The sequence below is a fragment of the Mycobacterium sp. genome (assembly GCF_044342925.1).
In the GTDB taxonomy this organism is placed as follows: Bacteria; Actinomycetota; Actinomycetes; order Mycobacteriales; family Mycobacteriaceae; genus Mycobacterium.
The window spans coordinates 1-19,040 of record NZ_JBIIOV010000049.1 but is presented as its reverse complement, the minus strand read 5'-3'; the positions used below and the strand labels follow the sequence as shown (position 1 = coordinate 19,040).

Below are 19,040 nucleotides of genomic sequence, written 5' to 3'. Positions count from 1 at the left end.
GGAGGCGCTGCGCAACGGCGCCATCGACGCCGTCAGCACCGACGAGGTGATCCTCGCCGGCTTCGGGGCGCAGTCCCCCGGAGCGTTCACGATCATCGGCAAGCCGTTCTCGGAGGAGAACTACGGAATCGGTCTGCGCCTGGGCGATTCCGAGCTGCGCGACAAGATCAACGCGGCGATCGTCGAGATGCAGCAGGACGGCAGCTGGAAAGCCGCGTTCGACCGCAACCTCGGCGCCGCCGGGATCAGCGCACCCACTCCTCCGCCGTTGGACACCGGCGGGGACGGCGGATCGGCGGAGAACGTCGACATCCTGGGCAAGTACGGCGGGCTGATCGTCACGGCGTTCTGGACCACGGTGAAGCTCACCGTGCTCTCGGCGATCGGCGCCCTGATTCTCGGCACGGTCCTGGCGGCCATGCGGATGTCCCCGGTTCCGATGCTCAACTGGCTGGGCGCGGCGTACGTCAACGTGGTCCGCAACACCCCCCTCACGCTGATCATCCTGTTCTGCTCGTTCGGCCTGGCCCAGACCCTGGGCATCACGTTGGCCGACTCGAAGTCGCCGACATCCATCGCCGACAGCAACTTCCGACTGGCGGTGCTGGGTCTGTCCGTCTACACCGCGGCCTTCGTCTGCGAGACGGTGCGGTCCGGGGTGAACACCGTGCCGCTGGGGCAGGCGGAGGCAGCCCGGTCATTGGGGCTCTCGTTCAGCCAAAATCTGCGAATGATTCTGTTGCCGCAGGCATTTCGGGCGGTGCTCATCCCGCTGGGTTCGGTGCTGATCGCACTGACCAAGAACACCACTATCGCCTCGGCGATCGGCGTGGCGGAGGCCGCGTTGCTGATGAAAGAGATGATCGAGAACACCGCTGCCCTGCTGATCGTGGGCGGCATCTTCGCATTCGGGTTCCTGCTGTTGACCCTGCCGCTGGGCTTGCTGTTCGGCTGGCTGGGCAAACGCTATGCGGTGGTGAGGTAGTCAGATGAGCGCTTCGGTTCTCTTCGATGCTCCCGGCCCGCGCGGGCGGGCACGCAACCGGGTGATATCCGTGGTCAGCATCGCCGTGGCCGTACTGCTGGTGTGGGCGGTGATTGCCAGACTTGCCGCCAAGGGCCAGTTGACGGCGGCCAAGTGGCGGCCGTTCCTGACCGGTGATCTCTGGCAGACCTATGTGCTGCCGGGCATTGCGGGCACCCTGACTGCCGCGGCATTGTCGATCGTGCTGGCCGGGATCCTCGGCTTCGGCCTGGGCGTGGGCAGGTTGTCGCCGGTGCGGCCGGTGCGGTGGGCGTGTGCGGTGATCGTGGAGTTCTTCCGGGCCGTGCCGGTGCTGATCATGATGATCTTCGCGTACTTCCTGTTTGCCCTCTACGACGTCTTCCCATCCAAGCAACTGGCGCTGGCGGGCGTGGTGACCGGCCTGACCTTGTACAACGGCGCGGTAATCGCTGAGATCGTGCGCTCGGGGGTGGGTTCGCTTCCACGCGGGCAGAGCGAAGCCGCCTCGGCGCTGGGACTGAGTTGGGGCCAGACCATGCGGTCGGTCCTGCTCCCGCAGGCAATCACCTCGATGCTGCCCGTGCTGGTCTCGCAGTTGGTGGTGGTGCTCAAGGACACCGCGATCGGATACCAGATCACCTTCCTGGAGATGGTTCGCCAGGGCACAGTGGTCGGGTCGACGTACGGGAACTATGTGCCGGCGCTGATCGTGATCGCCGTGCTGATGATCAGCCTCAACTTCACCTTGTCCGCGGCGGCTACCCGGCTGGAGAAACGGCTGCGCCGGTCCAAACGCACTCCCGAGCCCATGGCAGCGGCGGCCATCGATATCGAACCTGGCGACTAGTAACCAGCAGGAGTGGGCGTCACGTACCTCGCCGGCATCGTCGACTCGGCTCAACCCGATTGCCTCGCTCCTCCTCCGCCTCGTACCTCGCCGGCATCGTCGACTCGGCTAAACCCGATTGCCTCGCTCCTCCTCCGCCTCGTACCTCGCCGGCATCGTCGACTCGGCTAAACCCGATTGCCTCGCTCCTCCTCCGCCTCGTACCTCGCCGGCATCGTCGACTCGGCTAAACCCGGCGGCGCTCCCGTTCGGCGGCCAGCGCCTCGGTGACCACCGCGACCGCCATGCTCTGGTTGTAGCCGCGACGGGCGAGCATTCCGACGAGACGGCGCGTGACCTTCACGTCGTCACCCTTATCGAGCACTTCGCGCCGCAGCCGGCGTTCCACGAGCTGCTCGGCCCGCAGGCGTTCCGCTCCGGCGTCAATCCCGCTGAGCGCAGCGGCGATCACCTCGTCGGCGACGCCCTTGGTCCGCAGTTCAGCGGCCAAGGCGCGCTTGCCTTTTCCCGCGTAGACCTGCCGGGAGCGCACCCACTGGTCGGCGAAATCCTCGTCGTCGATCAAGCCGACTGCGGTCAGCCGGGCCAACACCGTCTCGACGACCTCTTCGGGATAGCCGCGTTTGGCGAGCTGGCCGGCGAGTTCAGCACGGGTGCGGGCCCGCACGGTGAGCAGACGCAAGCACACGCCATGCGCCTGCTCCTCGCGGGTCTCAGAAGTCGACCGGGGCGGGCAGGACGTCATCGACGAGTTCGTCGGTCACCACGGCTCCGATGCCGAGCTTCTCCTTGATCTTCTTCTCGATCTCGTTGCCCACGTCCGGGTTCTGCAGCAGGAAGTTACGGGCGTTTTCCTTGCCCTGGCCCAACTGCTCACCCTCATAGGTGAACCACGACCCGGACTTACGGATGAAGCCCTGATCGACACCCATGTCGATGAGCGAGCCCTCGCGGCTGATGCCCTTGCCGTAGAGGATGTCGAACTCGGCCTGCTTGAACGGCGGCGACACCTTGTTCTTGACCACCTTGACACGGGTGCGGTTGCCCACCGCATCGGTGCCGTCCTTGAGGGTCTCGATACGACGCACGTCCAGGCGCACCGAGGCGTAGAACTTCAATGCCTTACCGCCGGTAGTGGTTTCGGGCGAACCGAACATCACGCCGATCTTCTCGCGCAGCTGGTTGATGAAAATCGCGGTGGTGCCCGAGTTGCTCAGCGCGCCGGTCATCTTGCGCAGCGCCTGGCTCATCAGCCGGGCTTGCAGGCCGACATGGCTGTCGCCCATTTCGCCCTCGATCTCGGCGCGTGGCACCAGCGCGGCCACCGAGTCGATGACCAGGATGTCGATCGCTCCCGAGCGGACCAGCATGTCGGCGATCTCCAGCGCCTGCTCACCGGTGTCGGGCTGGCTGACCAGCAGTGAGTCGGTATCCACACCGAGGCTCTTGGCATACTCGGGGTCCAAGGCGTGCTCGGCGTCGATGAACGCCGCGAGGCCGCCGGCGGCCTGGGCGTTGGCCACCGCATGCAGGGCGACGGTGGTCTTGCCCGAGGATTCCGGACCGTAGATCTCGACGACGCGGCCGCGCGGCAGGCCGCCGATGCCCAGCGCCACGTCCAGTGCGATGGAACCAGTCGGGATGACCGCGATGGGCTGGCGCACCTCGTCACCGAGGCGCATCACCGCGCCTTTACCGTGGTTCTTCTCGATCTGCGCGATCGCGAGTTCGAGCGCCTTCTCGCGGTCGGGGGCCTGCTGCGCCATGATGTCTCCGTTCATGTGGTGTTCGGGTGACCGCTGTTCGGTCTGTTGGCCGAGACGTTAGAGATGGCCTCTGACAAGTCGTGAACACTTTCCACAGTAACGAACATGTGTTCGATGGCAAGCGACACGCCCAGCGTGTCATCAGCGGGATGTCACCACTGATCACGGGGCACGTCGAAGTCGGCGCACAGGGCGCGCCAGACCTCTCGGGGCTCCACACCGGCCTCGATGGCCTGCGTCGCGGTGCGCCCACCCAGTCGGGTCAACACGTGGTCGACCAGCAGCGAACTGCCGCGTACCGCACCAAACTGCACCTCGACCAGTTCACGGAATTCGGTCAGCCGCACGTCACCAAGCTACCCAGCCACCTCATGACACGTCCGCACCGGATCAGCCACCTGAGTCATACTCGAACCCGCCCGTCTGGCAGCCTCCCGATAGCGGCGATCGGAAAGCACGCCCTCCACCGCAGCGCTCAACGCCGCACCGGTGAGCGGCCGCACCAGCTGCGCACTGCCTTGTCGCACAACACGATTCGCCAACTCCCACTGATCGCCCCCGCCGGGTACGACGACCACCGGCACACCAGCCAGCAGCGTCTTGGACAGCATGCCATGTCCCCCGCCGCAGACCACCACATCAGCCTGCCGCAGCAGTTCGTCCTGGCGCCCGAGCCCCACCACAGCCCAGGGCGGCACCGCCACGTCGTCACCCGCGAGCCGGGACACCACCAGCCGCGAACCGGCGGGCAGAGTGGCCCCCGGAATCAGATGTTCGAGCGCCAGTTCGGCCAGACCGGCGGTGCCGGTGATGGCGGTCGACGGCGCCACCACGACGAGCGGTCCATCGCCGGGCGGAAGCGGCAGAACGGCGTCGGTGGGTTCGAAGTGCAGCGGGCCGATGACCACGGCCTCGGACGGCCAGTCCGGTCTGGGCACCTCGAGGGCGGGCAGGGTTGCAACCAGTCGGCGTGCCGGCCCCGGTTCTTCAGCAGGCAGCCCGATCCCGGTGCGGGCGGCGGTGCGCTGTCGGGTACCGGCTCGGATCGATCGTGCGGTCAGCGTCCGCATGACGACGTCCCGCAGCCGGCCCCGTAGGCCAGCGCCCGGGGCCAGACCACTGCCCACCGGGGGCAAGCCCTTCGACGGCAGATAGAGCGGATGCGGGCTCAGTTCCACCCACGGGACGCCCAGCAGTTCGGCAGCCATACCGCCACACGTGGTGATCACATCGGATACCACCAGGTCGGGTTGCAGGCTCCGGATCGCCGGCAGATTCACAACCGCCATCCGCGCGGCACGGTGGTGGATCTTGGCGCCCGCGTCGGAATCGTCGTCGCCATCTTCTGGGTCGAGGCCCACCAGTTCGACGGCATCGATGCCGGCGGCATGTGCTGTGCCCAGCCACTGCTTCCCGGTCACCAGAACGGGACGGTCGCCGGCCTCCAGAAAGCGACGGCACAGCGCGATCGCAGGAAAAGCGTGCCCGGCTTCGGGCCCGGCGACCGCAACAACGCGCATTATCTCTACCGTGCCACAGCGTTGGATCACCGAGAACTGCGGGGGCGTGAGCACAGTCCGTCCTGCCCCGCATCATGACTAGGCTGGCACCATGACCGATCCGATCACAGGTTTGAGCAGCGACGTCGACTCCGACGTCGACTCCGACGTGGACAACGCCCATTCCGTCGAAGTGCTACTCGGCAGCCTGCAGGCAATGGACGTCGAGGGAGCGGGCGCGGTGCTCGACGACAACCTGGTCTATCAGAACGTCGGCCTGCCGACCATCCGCGGGCGGGCTCGCGCCATGAAGCTCTTCCGGGCCATGGAGGGCCGGGCCGGCTTCGAGGTGAAGATCCACCGCATCGCGGTCAACGGGTCGTCGGTGCTGACCGAACGCACCGATGCGCTGATCTTGGGGCCGGTCCGGCTGCAGTTCTGGGTGTGCGGAGTTTTCGAGGTGCATAACGGACGAATCACGCTGTGGCGGGATTACTTCGACGTGTGGGACATGACCAAGGCGCTGGTGCGCGGCGTGGCCGGCGCGGCGGTCCCGGCGCTGCGTCCCTCGCTCTGAATTACCCAGCGCCGACGAGCCGTCAGAACCTCTGAGCTGGTCCCAGTTCCTCGAAGGCCTGCGCCCACCCGATCAGCCGGTCGGTGGCGTCGACCAGTTCGTCGCGGTAGCGCTGCTGTGACATCCCCGGTCCGGCGGAGGACACCAGCTGCGCCGCGGCGGTGACCATCTCGTTGTACTGACGCACCCCGCTGTTCAGCTGGGCGGTCAGGGCGTTGATGGTGGGTGCGAGGTAGTACCGGGAGTCGGGGTTGTCGCCGGCAGCGCGTTCCATCGCGGCGACTTCCGAAGCGGTGGCAGTCATGGTCGCAGCAGAACGGCCTGCCGCAGCCGTCAACTCACGAATCTCCTCGGGCGGGAGCAGCTTGCCACGGTCGATGACTCCCAACAGGGAGTGCAGTCCACGCTCGGAGGCGCCCAGCGCTGAGATCGCCGGGCGGGCGACCGAGCCTGGCGGCGGAAGCCGGCGGCCACTGACCTCACGCTGCGGGGGCAGTGTCTCCCCGCGCAGCCAGCGATAGCGCAACAGCCACAGCGTCGCCGGAACGGCGGCCCCGACGGCGATCGCACCGGTGACGATCAGCGCCCACACCGGGGTGCTCCACGCCGCGAGCAGCCCCGTCACACCCACCCAGAATACCGAGGCGAAGGCGAAGAACAGCCCGAACCGCAACGCCCAGCGCCGCTTGCGCAGAAGCCGGGCGCGCGGGTCGGCGGCCGCGCTCAGTTTCTGCGCGGCCACATCGGCGTACTCGCTGACGGTGTCGATGCCGCGTTGGAGCGTCGAGCGCCACTGCCGTGACGCAAAGCCTGCATTCTGCTCGGCTTTCACCGTCATCGAATTCGCCTCTCTGAAGGGACCCCTACTGGCCGAGCGGCTGCTCGGGCTCCGGGGTGATGGCCGACGTGGACGGCGTGGCCGGGGCTGCGGCGCCGCCGGACGGCAGGGCTTCACCGCGCATCGAGGCGCGGATCTGCTCCAGACGGGAGTGGCCGGCCATTTGCACTCCTGCTTGCTGAACTTCCATCATCCGGCCCTGGACGGAGTTCTGCGCCAGCTCGGCTGACCCCATGGCGTCGGCGTAGCGGCGCTCGATCTTGTCGCGGACCTCATCGAGGTTCGGTGTGGTGCCGGGAGCAGAGATCTCACTCATCGACCGCAGCGACTCGCTGACCTTCTCCTGCATCTTGGCCTGCTCCAGCTGGCTGAGCAGCTTGGTGCGCTCGCCGAGCTTCTGCTGAAGCATCATGGCGTTCTGCTCGACGGCCTTCTTGGCCTGCTGCGCGGCACCCAGCGCCTGGTCGTGCAGGACCTTGAGGTCCTCCACGCTCTGCTCGGCGGTCACCAGCTGGGCGGCGAAGGCCTCGGCGGCGTTGGTGTACTCGGTGGCCTTGGCGACGTCGCCGGCGGCGGTGGCCTGGTCGGCCAAAGTCAGCGCCTGGCGCACGTTGGCCTGCAGTTTCTCAATGTCAGCGAGCTGGCGGTTGAGCCGCATCTCCAGCTGACGCTGGTTGCCGATGACCTGTGCGGCCTGCTGGCTAAGGGACTGGTGCTGACGCTGGGCGTCCTCGATCGCCTGCTGGATCTGAACCTTCGGGTCTGCGTATTCGTCAACCTTGGAGCCGAACAGCGCCATGAGGTACTTCCACGCCTTCACAAATGGATTGGCCATTGGGTGTTGCCCACCTTCGAGTCGAGTGCCGCAAGGGATCGGATGTCCGAGCCTAAGTTTCCAGCCCAATTTATCGGTTCCGCCGCGCCGACCACACCACCTTGGTGGCGCCCGCCGATGATTTGCGGCAAAACCGAGGTCAGGCGACCGCCATGGCCGCCGGATGAGGGATGACCAGGGTCGGTGCATCGGCGAGTCGGCCCGGCCCCTGGCGGGCCTCCTGGCAGGCAAGTTCAGTGCCGGCGTCGGACAGCACCCGTGAGAGTGGGACATCGAGAGCGGTGCAGATGGCGCTCAAGAGCTCGCTGGAGGCTTCTTTTCGGCCCCGCTCGACTTCGGAGAGGTAGCCGAGGCTGACCCGCGCCGAATCCGAGACCTCACGCAGGGTGCGGCCCTGTGACGTCCGCGCACGACGCAGCACGTCACCGATGACTTCACGCAGCAATACCGCCATTGCGGTGTCCTCCTAGAGTCGTTGCAGCATTCTGTGCAACGCAGCGGAGGTCCAGTTGGTTCCCGCCGTGGAAATCAGGCGTCCGCGCGGTTTCCCCGCAGGGCCGACACCGCGTACTCCACTCCGGTGACGATGGTCAACACGATGGCTACCCACATCACCGACCACGCGACGGTCTGCCAGATGGCCGCCCAGTTGTGCAAGGGCAGGATGAACAACCCGATGGCGACGGCCTGCACCAGGGTCTTGAGCTTGCCGCCGCGACTGGCCGGAATAACGCCGCGGCTGATCACGGCCAACCGCAGGACGGTGACACCGATCTCACGAATCAGGATCACTACGGTCACCCACCAGGGCAGGTCACCCAGCATCGATAAACCGATCAGCGCCGAGCCGATCAACATCTTGTCGGCGATGGGATCGGCGAGCGTGCCGAATTCGCTGGTCACTCCGTAGCTGCGGGCCAGCGACCCGTCGAGCCGATCGGTGATGACAGCCACGGCAAAAATTGCGAACGCCGTTATCCGACTGGCCGTTTCATGTCCGTCACCGGCGAAGAGGAAGAACAGGAAGATCGGGACCAGCACCAGTCGCAGTCCGGTCAAAAGGTTGGGAACGTGGACCATCCACTCGCGCCGAAGGACCGGCGGAGTCTGGGATGGGCCTGTCACAGCAACAGAATATCGGTTCACCGGTCGAATCTGGGGAGTTGACTCCGCCCGGGCTATACCGGCCGAGGAATCACTCCTGGCAATCTTCGGTGCCGGCGAAGTCCGGGAATCAGCGCCCAGCCCAACCCGAACAACGTCCACAGCAGCACCCGTCCTGGCTGCCATGAGACGTCCCAGATCACCGTCGGCATCGTCCGCCACTGCCAGAACAGCAGCGCCAACGCCAGGCTGGCCAGCAGCACATAGGTGCTGCGCTCGATCGCCGGCGCCACGAATCGGGTCCACCACCGTTTGAAGACCGGTCGCGCCATCAGACTGTGCTGCACGGCGAACAGACCGAGAAGCGCGAGGTTCACGATGATCGCTTCAGTCAGCCGTCGCAGTGACTCCGCGATCCACGGGCCTCCCAAATAATCACGCGCCCGACCCGGTCTTGACGCTATTACTCGAACTCCGCTGGAACGAGGCCGACCGATAAGGTTGCGCCCGTGACCGACTTCTCCCCGGAATCAGCGCCGGTGGACAGCCGCGGCCGCGGCGTGGTGGTCCGGCGTGCCCGGACCTCTGACGTCCCAGAGATCAAGCGCCTGGTGGACACCTACGCCGGCCGCATCCTGCTGGAGAAGAACCTGGTGACCCTGTACGAGTCGGTGCAGGAATTCTGGGTCGCCGAGCTCGACGGCGCGGTGGTCGGTTGCGGAGCATTGCATGTGCTGTGGTCCGACCTGGGCGAAGTCCGGACCGTCGCCGTGGACCCCGCCGTCAAGGGCCGCGGCATCGGGCACGCGATCGTCGGCCGGCTTCTGCAGGTGGCACGCGAACTGGAGTTGAAGCGCCTCTTCGTGCTCACTTTCGAGACGGCGTTCTTCGGCCGGCACGGGTTCACCGAAATCGAGGGCACCCCGGTGACGGCAGAGGTGTACGAGGAGATGCGCCGCTCCTACGACGTGGGTGTGGCCGAGTTTCTCGACCTCAGCTACGTCAAACCCAACATCCTGGGCAACACCCGGATGCTGCTGGTTCTCTAGTCGCGCGACGATCAAGCGGCCCCCGGCCGCGTTGAGGAAGCGCGACCATGTTTCTTCTCTAGTCGACGTCCTCGGGGACACCCAGATCGTCATCGGCGTCCTCGTCCCCGTCGTCACCGCCGTCCGCGTTGGCGCCGCCCCGGATGAGGGCCAAAGTGCCGGCCAGTTCGTCCGGCTTGACGAGCACCTCACGGGCCTTGGAACCCTCGGACGGCCCGACGATGCCACGGGTCTCCATCAGGTCCATCAACCGGCCGGCCTTGGCGAAACCGACCCGCAGCTTGCGCTGCAGCATCGAGGTGGAGCCGAACTGGCTGGACACCACCAGCTCGATGGCCTGCAGCAGCACATCCATGTCGTCGCCGATATCGGCATCGACCTCGCCGCGGTCGCCGGACGGCTTGGCGTTGGTGACCCCCTCGGTGTACTCCGGCTCGGCCTGCTCCTTGCAGGACTGGACGACGGCCTGAATCTCCTCGTCGCTGATGTAGGCACCCTGCAGCCGGATCGCCTTGCTGGCACCCATCGGCAGGAACAGTCCGTCGCCCATGCCGATCAGCTTCTCGGCGCCCGGCTGATCCAGGATGACCCGGCTGTCGGTCAGCGACGACGTCGCGAATGCCAGCCGAGACGGCACGTTGGTCTTGATCAGACCGGTCACCACGTCCACCGATGGACGCTGGGTGGCCAGCACAAGGTGAATGCCGGCGGCGCGGGCCTTCTGCGTGATCCGCACGATGGCTTCCTCGACGTCGCGCGGCGCAGTCATCATGAGGTCGGCCAGCTCGTCGACGATCGCCACGATGTAGGGGTACGGGCGGTATTCGCGCTTGCTGCCCAGCGGTGTGCTGATCTCACCCGACCGCACCTTGGCGTTGAAGTCGTCGATATGGCGCACCCGGGACGCCTGCATGTCCTGATAGCGCTGCTCCATCTCCTCGACCAGCCAGGCCAGCGCCGCGGCGGCCTTCTTCGGCTGGGTGATGATCGGCGTAATCAGATGCGGAATGCCTTCGTAGGGCGTCAGTTCCACCATCTTGGGGTCGATGAGGATCATCCGCACCTCCTCCGGGGTGGCGCGGGCGAGCAACGACACCAGCATGGAGTTGACGAAGCTGGACTTGCCCGACCCGGTGGAGCCGGCCACCAACAGGTGCGGCATCTTGGCCAGGTTGGCCGAGATGAAGTCACCCTCGATGTCCTTACCGAGACCGATCACCAGCGGGTGGTGATCCCGGCGTGTCGACGGCGCGGTCAGAACGTCCGCCAGACGCACCATCTCGCGATCGGTGTTGGGCACCTCGATACCCACGGCGGACTTGCCGGGGATCGGTGCCAGCATGCGGACGCTTTCGGTGGCCACCGCGTAGGCGATATTGCGTTGCAGCGCGGTGATTTTCTCGACCTTGACACCTGGACCGAGTTCCACCTCGTAGCGGGTGACGGTCGGTCCGCGGGTGAAGCCGGTGACCGCGGCGTCGACTTTGAACTGATCGAGAACCGACGTGATCGATTCCATCATCTGGTCATTGGCTGAACTACGCCGCTTGGGCGGGTCACCGGGGACGAGCAGGTCCAGTGAGGGCAGCATGTAGCAGCCCTCCACGACGCGATCGATCGGCGCGGCGGGCGCGGCCGGCTTGTCCGGCTTCTCGGACGGGACAGCCGCGCCGGCTTTCTTGCGCCGCGGCTTGATCGGCTCGGTGACGTTGACGGCGGCGGTGGTAGCCGGTTCGTCGAGCGGGTAGTTCTCGTACGGCGTGCCGATCGGACCGGAGGCGCCGGGCCAGGCCGGCGGCTCGTCGGCGCTGTAGGCGCGGGGGTCGTCGTAGTAGCCGTCGGAGAAGTCCTCCGGCTCGGCAGACCGGCGGGCGCGGGTGCGCTGGCCCAAGTCGGTGCGGGCACTGGGCAATTCGTCGTAGGTATTGCCGTAACCACTGTCACCGGCGCCGAGGTCATCGGTGTCGTAGTCGTCGTAGTAGTCCTGGCCGGCGTCACCGTCGTAGTCGTCGAAGCCGTCGTTGGAGTAGCCGGAATCGCGCCAACGGGTGGCGAACATCTGATGCAGCGTTCCGGGCACCTCGCGGATGGTGGTCCCGGTGAGCAGCAGGACACCGAACAGCGCCGCAGCGATGAGCAGAGGGGTGGCGATCCACGCGCTCAACCCGTCGGACAACGGACCGCCGATGGCGAAACCGATGAATCCCCCAGCCCGCTGCCGCGCGGCCGGATCCGTCGGCGCGCCGGACCACAGATGCCACAGACCCAGTACCGGAAGGCAGATCATTGCCGTACCCAGCACCAGTCTCGGGCGGATCTGCGGGTGCGGCTCGGTGCGCATCAGGACGGCGGCGACCGCGGCGATGAGCAGTGGCAGCAGGACGACGGCTCCGCCGACGAGCGTCCGCAGCACGGAGTCGATCCAGGCACCGACCGGGCGGGCGGCGTCGAACCAGGACGCCGCCGCGATCACCACCGCCAATGCCAGCAGGCCAAGCGCCAGGCCGTCGCGCCGGTGGCCGGGCTCGATATCGCGGGCCCGGCCCACCGAACGGGCGGTCGATCCAGCTCCGCGGGCGACCACCAGCCAGGCGGCGCGAGCGGCACGCCCACCAGCCGCGCCGGCGGCGGCAAGCGGGGACGGCCCCTTCTTGACCGGCGGCTTACGGCGCGGTGGCGCCGGCCTGCTCGGCTGCGAGTTGCGGGAAGTCCGGGCAGTCCGGGCAGGGGGCTGTGACCTGGTCGTTCGCGCGCCAGAGCGAGCGGCCGTCTTATTCGCCATGCGCGCAAGACTAATCGCAGCGGTCCCTTTGGCACCATCCGACACATGCGCCACAGGAGACTCCGTTGCCAGAACGAAATCAAAGCGCCGAAAGCAGCCGATGGTGGGGCAGTGAAGCGGGCAGAACCTACGGTGGACAGCGACACCCCCCGAACCAAGGAGCCCGCCAGATGCCCGTCGTCGTCGTCGCGTCGTTCACCGCCAAACCCGAGTCCGTCGAGGCGGTCCGCGCGGCCTGCACCGCCGCCATTGAAGCGGTCCATGACGAACCGGGTTGCCAGTTGTACTCCCTGCACCAGAGCGGCGACACCTTCGTGTTCATCGAGCAGTGGGCCGACGCCGAGGCGCTCAAGACACACAGCACCGCTCCGTCCGTCGGTGCGTTGTTCGCCCAGATCGGCGAGCACCTGGCCGGCGCGCCTGACCTGAAGATGCTCGAACCCATCGCGGCCGGTGACCCGGCTAAAGGCCGGCTTCGCGGGTAAAGACAACCGGTGATCACCCCGGCCCGGGCCACCCCTGGCGGCCCGGCGCGGGCCGTCCCGCGAACAGCCCGCCGTCAATGCCAATGATGGAACCGTTGATGAAGGCGGCGTGTTCGGAGACCAGAAACAGGGTGAGTTCGGCGATCTCGTCGACGTCACCGAACCGTTTGGCCGGGATCACATCGGTTTTGGCCGCGACTACCGCCGGGTCGTTCCACAGCCGTTGGCCCATTTCGGACATGAAGACCGTCGGGCAGATCGCGTTGGCGGTCACCTGATACGGCCCCAATTCCGTCGCCAGGCTCAAGGTCAGCATCTGCAGTGCCGCCTTGGACGCCGAATACGCAGCCGAGCCGTGCTGAGGTCGGCGGCCCGAATGCGACGACACATTGACGATCCGCCCGCAACCGCTGGCCACCAGGCTGTCGGCCAGCCCCTGGCAGATCACGAACGGCGCGTCGACGTTGACGGCGAATGCCTGCCGCCAGTCCGACGGGCTGATCCCGCCGATCGGTTGCGTGACGGCAACTCCCGCACAGTTGACGACGATGTGCCAGATGTCGGCGATGGCCAGAGCCCGGTCGACCACGGATTGCGCACCGTCCTGATCGGCAAGATCGGCCGTGATGACCGACATCGACCCTTCCGGCGCGCCCGCGCAGGTCTGCGACAGCGCCTCGACGTCGCGCCCCACCACGGTCACCAACGCGCCGGCGTCGGCCAGCGCCGTGGCCACCTGGCGGCCCAGACCCCGTGAACCACCGGTCACCAGGGCACGCCTGCCCGACAACGAGATGCCCTGCGCCAATCCAGCCATGGCTCCGTCAGATCTCCAACACGGTCGGCACGATCATCGGCTGCCGGCGATAGGTCTCTCCCACCCACTTGCCGACCGTGCGACGCACCGCCTGAGCGATCCGGACCGGGTCGGTTACCCGTTCGGCCGCAAGAGACTCAAGTTCCTGTTCGACCTTGCGAGCCGCTGGTGCCAGCGCTTTCGGATCCTCGGAGAATCCGCGCGAATACAGATGCGGCGGCGCCGCCACCCGCCCGGTGCCGCGGTGCATCACCACCGTGACGGCCACGAAACCCGAGCTGAGGATGAGCCGCTCCCCCAGGGTGACGTCGTCGACGTCGCCGGAGATGAGGCCGTCGACGAACATCTTGCCCACCGGCACCGCACCGGCGATGCGAGCCTGTCCGGCGACCAGATCGACGCTCACGCCGTTCTCAGCAAGCATGATGTGGTCCTGCGGCACTCCGGTGCGGGCGGCCAGTTTGGCGTTGGCCCGCAGGTGACGCCAGTGCCCGTGCACCGGCATCACGTTGCGCGGCCGCACCGCGTTGTAGAGGAACAGCAATTCTCCTGCGTAGGCATGCCCCGAGACGTGCACCCGCGCCTGCTGGTTCGTGACCACCCGGGCGCCCACCCGAGACAGGGCGTCAATGACGCCGTAGACCGCCTCCTCGTTGCCGGGGATCAGCGACGACGACAGGATGATCAGGTCGTCGGAGGTGACCGAGATGCTGCGATGCTCGCCGCGCGACATCCGGGACAGCGCCGACAGCGGCTCGCCCTGCGTGCCGGTGGTGATGAGCACCAGGCTGCCCGGGGCCATCATCTCCGCAGCGGAGATGTCGACGACATCGCGGTCATCGACCTTGAGGAACCCCAGATCCCGGGCGATAGCCATGTTGCGGACCATCGAGCGGCCGACGAACGACACCCGCCGGCCCAACGCCACTGCAGCGTCGACGATCTGTTGCACCCGGTCGACGTTGGAGGCGAAGCAAGCCACCAGCACCCGCTTGCCGTCGGCGTTGCGGATAAGCCGGTGCAGTGTCGGCCCGATCTCACTCTCGGACGGTCCGACACCGGGGATTTCAGCGTTGGTGGAGTCGCAGAGGAACAGGTCCACACCTGCGTCGCCGAGCCGGGACATCCCGGGAAGGTCGGTGGGACGGCCGTCCAGCGGCAGCTGATCGAGTTTGATGTCGCCGGTATGCAGGACCGTCCCCGCCCCGGTGTGGATCGCGATGGCCAGCGCATCCGGGATGGAGTGGTTGACCGCGAAGTATTGGCACTCGAACACGCCGTGCGAACTGCGTTGCCCCTCAGCGACTTCGATGAACGTCGGGTGGATGCGGTGTTCGCGGCACTTGGCCGCCACCAACGCGCAGGTGAATCGGGAACCGACCACCGGGATGTCGCTGCGCATCTTGAGCAGGTACGGGATCGCACCGATGTGGTCCTCGTGCGCATGGGTGAGCACCAGCGCCTCGATGTCGGGCAGGCGGTCCTCGATATGCCGCAGATCGGGCAGGATCAGGTCCACGCCGGGTTCGTCGTGATTGGGGAACAGCACCCCGCAGTCGACGATGAGCAGGCGACCGAGATACTCGAAAACCGTCATGTTGCGGCCGATTTCACCGATGCCGCCCAACGCGGTGACGCGCAGCGCTCCAGGAGTCAGCGGACCGGGCGGCCGAAGGTCATCGTTGCTCACCGACTGAGCCGCTCGGCCGGCGACCTCACTCCGAGTACGGCCGCCGCTCGCATATCCGCGGCCAGTTCCTCGAGTTGCTCGGGCGTCGCCGGCATCTGCGGCAGGCGGGGGTCGCCGGCGTCGATGCCCAACAGCCGCAGACCGGCCTTGGACATGGTGACCCCGCCGAGACGGCTCTGGGCGGCGTTCAGCGGCCCCAGCGTCACGCTGATCTTGCGGGCCGTCGCGAGGTCACCGGAATTGAACGCGCTGAGCATGTCCCGCAACTGGCCGGCCGCCAGGTGGCCCCAGACGCTGACGAACCCGACGGCCCCGATCGCCAGCCAGGGCAGGTTCAGCGCGTCGTCACCGGAGTAGTACGCCAGACCGGTGTCGGCCATCACCTGGGCGGCGCCGTGCAGATCGCCCTTGGCGTCCTTGACCGCGACGATGTTGGGGTGAGCCGCCAGAGTGCGGATGGTGTCCCACTCGATCGGCACCACCGATCGGGGCGGGATGTCGTAGAGAACGACGGGCAGGTCGGTGGCGTCCGCGACGGCGCTGAAGTGCGCCACCAGGCCGCTCTGCGGCGGGCGTGAGTAGTACGGGGTGACCACGAGCAGGCCGTGGGCGCCTTCGGCTGCGCAGGCCTTGGCCAGGTGGACGCTGTGCGCGGTGTCGTAGCTGCCGGCGCCGGCGATGATCCGGGCCCGGTCCCCGACAGCAGCCAGCACCGCGCCCAGCAGGGCGAGTTTCTCGTCGTCGGTGGTGGTGGGCGACTCGCCGGTGGTGCCTGACAGCACCAGGCCGTCGCAGCCGGCGTCGACCAGGTGGGTGGCCAGCCGTCCCGCGGTCGCGGTGTCCAGCGCGCCGTCCTTGAACGGGGTCACCATCGCGGTCAGGACCGTGCCTAACCGGGCGCTGGCGTCGAATCCGCTGGTGCTCACGGGCAGTTAGATTACCGCGTCAGCCCTACAGGTCCGTCGCCAGCGGGCTGGTCGCGACCTCGGTGCCGTCGGCCAGCACGGCGATGTCGAAGTCGGCGAATACCGCGGGGGCCACGGCACTAAGTTCACGCAGGCAGGCGATCGCCAGCCGGCGAATCTCGGTGTCGGCGTGCTCGCTGGCCCGCATCGCGATGAAGTGCCGCCAGGCCCGGTAGTTGCCTGTCATGACGATGCGGGATTCGGTGTCGTTGGGCAGCACGGCGCGGGCGGCCTGCCGGGCCTGTTTGCGGCGCAGCACCCCCGGCGCGGCCGGTTGATCGGATCCTGCGGGCTGGTCGGCGAACCTAGCTTCGAGTTTAGCGAGCAACTCCAGGTAGACCGCGCGGCTGGCGTCGGCGGCGTCGAGTACCAGCTGCTGCAGATCGGGGTCGTCTTCCAGACCGGGAGGCATGACCACCTGCGCATCGTCCTCGGGGACGTAGCGCTGCGACAGCTGCGAGTAGGAGAAGTGCCGGTGCCGGATCAGCTCGTGCGTGCAGGACCGCGAGATGCCGGTGATGTAGAAGCTGACGGCGGCGTGTTCGAGCACCGCGAAGTGGCCGACGTCGATGATGTGCTTGAGGTAGGTGGCGTTGGTGGCGGTGCGCGGATTGGACTTGGACCAACTCTGGTAGCACGCCCGGCCGGCGAATTCGACCAGTGCCTCTCCCCCGTGCGCGTCGGTGTCCCACGGCACGTCAGCGGGCGCCACGAACTCGGTCCTGGCGATCAGTTGCACTCGCAACGGGGCGGTCTCGGCCACCCGATCACCCTAGTGATTCGGCGAACCGACAGGGGTGAAGGCGCGCCCCTAGGAGGTGCTCGCGGCGGTCAAGACGCTAGGCTCGCGTTCACTGGGTAGGGCGGCGCACTCCTGGAGGTAGTGGACCGTTGGGGTCTGCATAGCGGCGCGGTTCCACGACTGGCGGCGGGGTGTGATCGATCCACGCTGGGTCAGGCGGCGGCGATGTGTAGCGGTAATGCTCGGGAAGCTCGGAGAGATGAGCGGGGATGCCCGGTAGGGGGTCACCACGCCACCAAATGAGGTCATCGCTTTCGCCGGGTCCCCGGGATTCGGCGCCCGGCCAATTTTCCTCGAGATCGAGCATGTAGTAGTACAGAGCCGGGTCGTCGGCTTCGTTCCATGGGGACGGGTTTATCAGCGACTCTCGGGTGTCGCGGACCAAACCCCAGGTGCGATTCGACGGCGGCGCCGTATAAACCAGGTGCATGACCGCGCCATCAGTCCAGGCATGGGACACCAGGAACGTGCACCGACCAGGCCGGGGGTACGCGGCAGCATTGGCATTCCGCACCTGAATGCGGTGCAGTAGCTCGCGAAGAATCTTTGCCGCGAACTCGCTCTCCGCAGCGGTTGGGGTCTGGTCAGGGGAGGGTTCAGTTGATGGGTGCATAGTTGTTCACCCATGGCGGCGTCAGCGTCCAGTTCGGTTTCACTTCAACGACTCCGCTTCCCCCAGGGAGAGGGAACATCGTGATCACTCCTTTCTGCCCGCCGCCGGGGACGTCGTAGCTCGGGTTGGTGTTCGCCACAATCCTCATCGTCAGGCTCTCGCCACTATCGGTGCAACTGGGCAAACCGAGAAAACCCGACGTGCAGTGAGTCTTATTGATCGGCACCTCATAGACCAGCGACCCGCCCTGGTTCCCGATAGGACGACAATGGGAGATCAGGTCCTTGAAGACGTTCGGGTTGATCAGTCCGTGTTTCCAGTAGATCTTGTCCCAGCCAAATCCCTTGTCAGAGGCCGCATCGTAGTAACCGCGCCTCAGCACGACGTGGTTACCGTCGAGGTCGGTGGCCTCGGCGATCACATCGTTCACCGGATACGCGGGGTCGGGTGGGGGCGCTGTTTTGTAATCGACCGCCTGCACGGTAGAGGGGGAAACAGCGGCTGACGTCTCCTCGAAAGCGACTCCCGACAGGGGCGCGGTTGCGGCGGTGATATTCGCGGCGATCTCATGGTCTGCGGCGCTCAAAGCCATAGCGCGCAAATGGATTTGAGCGGCAAGTGTCTGCGCCTGAGCTTGCCGGGCGGCGAACGCTGGGCCGAGCGGGATCAGCGATCTGTCGGAAACCGACAGGTCCTCGCCGACAGCGAACCCCGCTGCCCGGGCCTCATCGACCGCGTCGAGCGTCATTCGCTTCAGATAGCCCAACTGGTCGGCCCCCCGACGGGCGATACTGGCCGCCGCGACAAGATGATCCGAGAGGTTACGCACCTTGACCAGATCGGCGAAGGTGCGCTGTTGAGCGGCTTCGGCGGCTTCGCCCTCCCATTCCGTTCCACCCGGATTCACGGAGCCCCGGTGGACCGCTGTGAAGGTGTCCTCCCATTCCTCCGCGGTGGCTTTCCACGACCGGGCCGCGTTCTCCAAATGCTCAGTATCCCAGCCTTCGATCTGCGAAAGGGTGGGCGCACTCATGCGTACGGCGGGCAACTACACCACCACGGAGCCCTGTGCCACCTCGGCGATGGCTTGCGCAGAGTCCTCTTCGAACTCGACGTAGCCGTTCGCTGCCGAACTCGCTTCGGCGCCGGTGGCGAGAACGCGAACCGAGAACACCTTGAGCCGCCGCTGCCACAAGAGTGTCACTCGCGGCCACCGCCGCCGCCGTGGCCTGCCCGCCGGGCAGACCAGTCGCGCCCCGGACGCTCGAAGCTAACTTTGTAGCAGCCGTCCTGCACTCTGTCGACCAGAGCTCAAGACCCCTTGAATCGACCTTCATCCCCGACACCAGCAAATAATATCGACGG

At 66.7% G+C, this 19,040-nt stretch carries 20 protein-coding genes and 1 pseudogene; 5 read left to right on the top strand and 16 right to left on the bottom strand.

The features are described from left to right. Positions 1-310: 310 nt before the first annotated feature. Entirely contained in the window at positions 311-985 is a 675-nt protein-coding gene (locus tag ADBZ6I_RS07445; RefSeq protein WP_526382400.1) for an amino acid ABC transporter permease, read from the top strand. Between the two features lie 4 nt (positions 986-989). Further along, positions 990-1,853 (top strand): amino acid ABC transporter permease, encoded by an 864-nt coding sequence (locus ADBZ6I_RS07440; RefSeq protein WP_526382396.1) that lies wholly within the window; start codon positions 990-992, stop codon positions 1,851-1,853. A 226-nt stretch (positions 1,854-2,079) separates the two neighbouring features. Here ADBZ6I_RS07440 and recX read toward each other — a convergent pair whose 3' ends face one another. The 4 genes from recX to ADBZ6I_RS07420 form a co-directional block, all read right to left on the bottom strand. Continuing rightward, positions 2,080-2,598, bottom strand: a complete 519-nt coding sequence (recX, locus tag ADBZ6I_RS07435) for a recombination regulator RecX (RefSeq protein ID WP_526382394.1) — start codon at positions 2,596-2,598, stop codon at positions 2,080-2,082. After that, entirely contained in the window at positions 2,567-3,619 is a 1,053-nt protein-coding gene (gene recA / locus ADBZ6I_RS07430; protein ID WP_313674567.1) for a recombinase RecA, read from the bottom strand. Before recA ends, recX begins: the two co-directional genes overlap by 32 nt. Before the next feature lie 152 nt (positions 3,620-3,771). Then, complete coding sequence (locus ADBZ6I_RS07425) at positions 3,772-3,966, bottom strand: DUF3046 domain-containing protein (protein ID WP_526382392.1); 195 nt, start codon at positions 3,964-3,966, stop codon at positions 3,772-3,774. Positions 3,967-3,975: 9 nt separating this feature from the next. After that, the gene (locus ADBZ6I_RS07420) at positions 3,976-5,139 is read right to left on the bottom strand and encodes a glycosyltransferase (RefSeq protein ID WP_526382390.1); all 1,164 of its coding nucleotides are present in this window, start codon (positions 5,137-5,139) and stop codon (positions 3,976-3,978) included. 91 nt (positions 5,140-5,230) lie between these two features. Here ADBZ6I_RS07420 and ADBZ6I_RS07415 point away from each other — a divergent pair, with 91 nt between their 5' ends. Continuing rightward, positions 5,231-5,695, top strand: coding sequence for a limonene-1,2-epoxide hydrolase family protein (locus tag ADBZ6I_RS07415; RefSeq protein ID WP_526382388.1), 465 nt, complete (start codon positions 5,231-5,233; stop codon positions 5,693-5,695). Positions 5,696-5,717: 22 nt separating this feature from the next. Here ADBZ6I_RS07415 and pspM read toward each other — a convergent pair whose 3' ends face one another. From pspM to ADBZ6I_RS07390, 5 genes and pseudogenes are all read right to left on the bottom strand, one after another. Continuing rightward, on the bottom strand, positions 5,718-6,533 hold the full coding sequence (pspM, locus tag ADBZ6I_RS07410) for a phage shock envelope stress response protein PspM (RefSeq protein WP_526382386.1): 816 nt from the start codon (positions 6,531-6,533) through the stop codon (positions 5,718-5,720). Positions 6,534-6,558: 25 nt separating this feature from the next. After that, the gene (pspA, locus tag ADBZ6I_RS07405; RefSeq protein WP_526382384.1) at positions 6,559-7,368 is read right to left on the bottom strand and encodes a phage shock protein PspA; all 810 of its coding nucleotides are present in this window, start codon (positions 7,366-7,368) and stop codon (positions 6,559-6,561) included. A 139-nt stretch (positions 7,369-7,507) separates the two neighbouring features. Beyond that, positions 7,508-7,822, bottom strand: coding sequence for a helix-turn-helix domain-containing protein (locus ADBZ6I_RS07400; protein WP_526382382.1), 315 nt, complete (start codon positions 7,820-7,822; stop codon positions 7,508-7,510). A gap of 74 nt (positions 7,823-7,896) precedes the next feature. Next, positions 7,897-8,493 carry a CDP-diacylglycerol--glycerol-3-phosphate 3-phosphatidyltransferase gene (gene pgsA / locus ADBZ6I_RS07395; protein WP_526382380.1) on the bottom strand — a complete coding sequence of 199 codons (597 nt, stop codon included), beginning with the start codon at positions 8,491-8,493 and terminating at the stop codon, positions 7,897-7,899. Between the two features lie 107 nt (positions 8,494-8,600). Next, a pseudogene (locus ADBZ6I_RS07390) lies at positions 8,601-8,861 on the bottom strand (methanethiol S-methyltransferase); the annotation flags it as partial. Between the two features lie 150 nt (positions 8,862-9,011). Here ADBZ6I_RS07390 and ADBZ6I_RS07385 point away from each other — a divergent pair. Continuing rightward, positions 9,012-9,521, top strand: a complete 510-nt coding sequence (locus ADBZ6I_RS07385) for an amino-acid N-acetyltransferase (protein ID WP_526382398.1) — start codon at positions 9,012-9,014, stop codon at positions 9,519-9,521. A gap of 58 nt (positions 9,522-9,579) precedes the next feature. Here ADBZ6I_RS07385 and ADBZ6I_RS07380 read toward each other — a convergent pair whose 3' ends face one another. After that, positions 9,580-12,303, bottom strand: coding sequence for a DNA translocase FtsK (locus tag ADBZ6I_RS07380; protein ID WP_526382378.1), 2,724 nt, complete (start codon positions 12,301-12,303; stop codon positions 9,580-9,582). 170 nt (positions 12,304-12,473) lie between these two features. On the opposite strand from ADBZ6I_RS07380, the gene ADBZ6I_RS07375 reads away from it, so the two are divergent. Continuing rightward, positions 12,474-12,788 (top strand): putative quinol monooxygenase, encoded by a 315-nt coding sequence (locus ADBZ6I_RS07375; protein ID WP_526382376.1) that lies wholly within the window; start codon positions 12,474-12,476, stop codon positions 12,786-12,788. Positions 12,789-12,801: 13 nt separating this feature from the next. On the opposite strand, the gene ADBZ6I_RS07370 is transcribed toward ADBZ6I_RS07375, so the two are convergent. The 6 genes from ADBZ6I_RS07370 to ADBZ6I_RS07345 form a co-directional block, all read right to left on the bottom strand. Continuing rightward, the gene (locus ADBZ6I_RS07370; protein ID WP_526382374.1) at positions 12,802-13,605 is read right to left on the bottom strand and encodes an SDR family NAD(P)-dependent oxidoreductase; all 804 of its coding nucleotides are present in this window, start codon (positions 13,603-13,605) and stop codon (positions 12,802-12,804) included. A gap of 7 nt (positions 13,606-13,612) precedes the next feature. Continuing rightward, positions 13,613-15,295 carry a ribonuclease J gene (locus tag ADBZ6I_RS07365; protein ID WP_526382372.1) on the bottom strand — a complete coding sequence of 561 codons (1,683 nt, stop codon included), beginning with the start codon at positions 15,293-15,295 and terminating at the stop codon, positions 13,613-13,615. Continuing rightward, on the bottom strand, positions 15,292-16,221 hold the full coding sequence (gene dapA, locus ADBZ6I_RS07360) for a 4-hydroxy-tetrahydrodipicolinate synthase (RefSeq protein ID WP_526382370.1): 930 nt from the start codon (positions 16,219-16,221) through the stop codon (positions 15,292-15,294). Before dapA ends, ADBZ6I_RS07365 begins: the two co-directional genes overlap by 4 nt. Positions 16,222-16,246: 25 nt before the next feature. Next, on the bottom strand, positions 16,247-17,023 hold the full coding sequence (gene thyX, locus ADBZ6I_RS07355) for an FAD-dependent thymidylate synthase (protein ID WP_526382368.1): 777 nt from the start codon (positions 17,021-17,023) through the stop codon (positions 16,247-16,249). 635 nt (positions 17,024-17,658) lie between these two features. Continuing rightward, entirely contained in the window at positions 17,659-18,708 is a 1,050-nt protein-coding gene (locus ADBZ6I_RS07350) for a hypothetical protein (RefSeq protein ID WP_526382366.1), read from the bottom strand. Positions 18,709-18,723: 15 nt separating this feature from the next. Continuing rightward, entirely contained in the window at positions 18,724-18,879 is a 156-nt protein-coding gene (locus ADBZ6I_RS07345; protein WP_526382364.1) for a hypothetical protein, read from the bottom strand. Between the last annotated feature and the right edge of the window lie 161 nt (positions 18,880-19,040).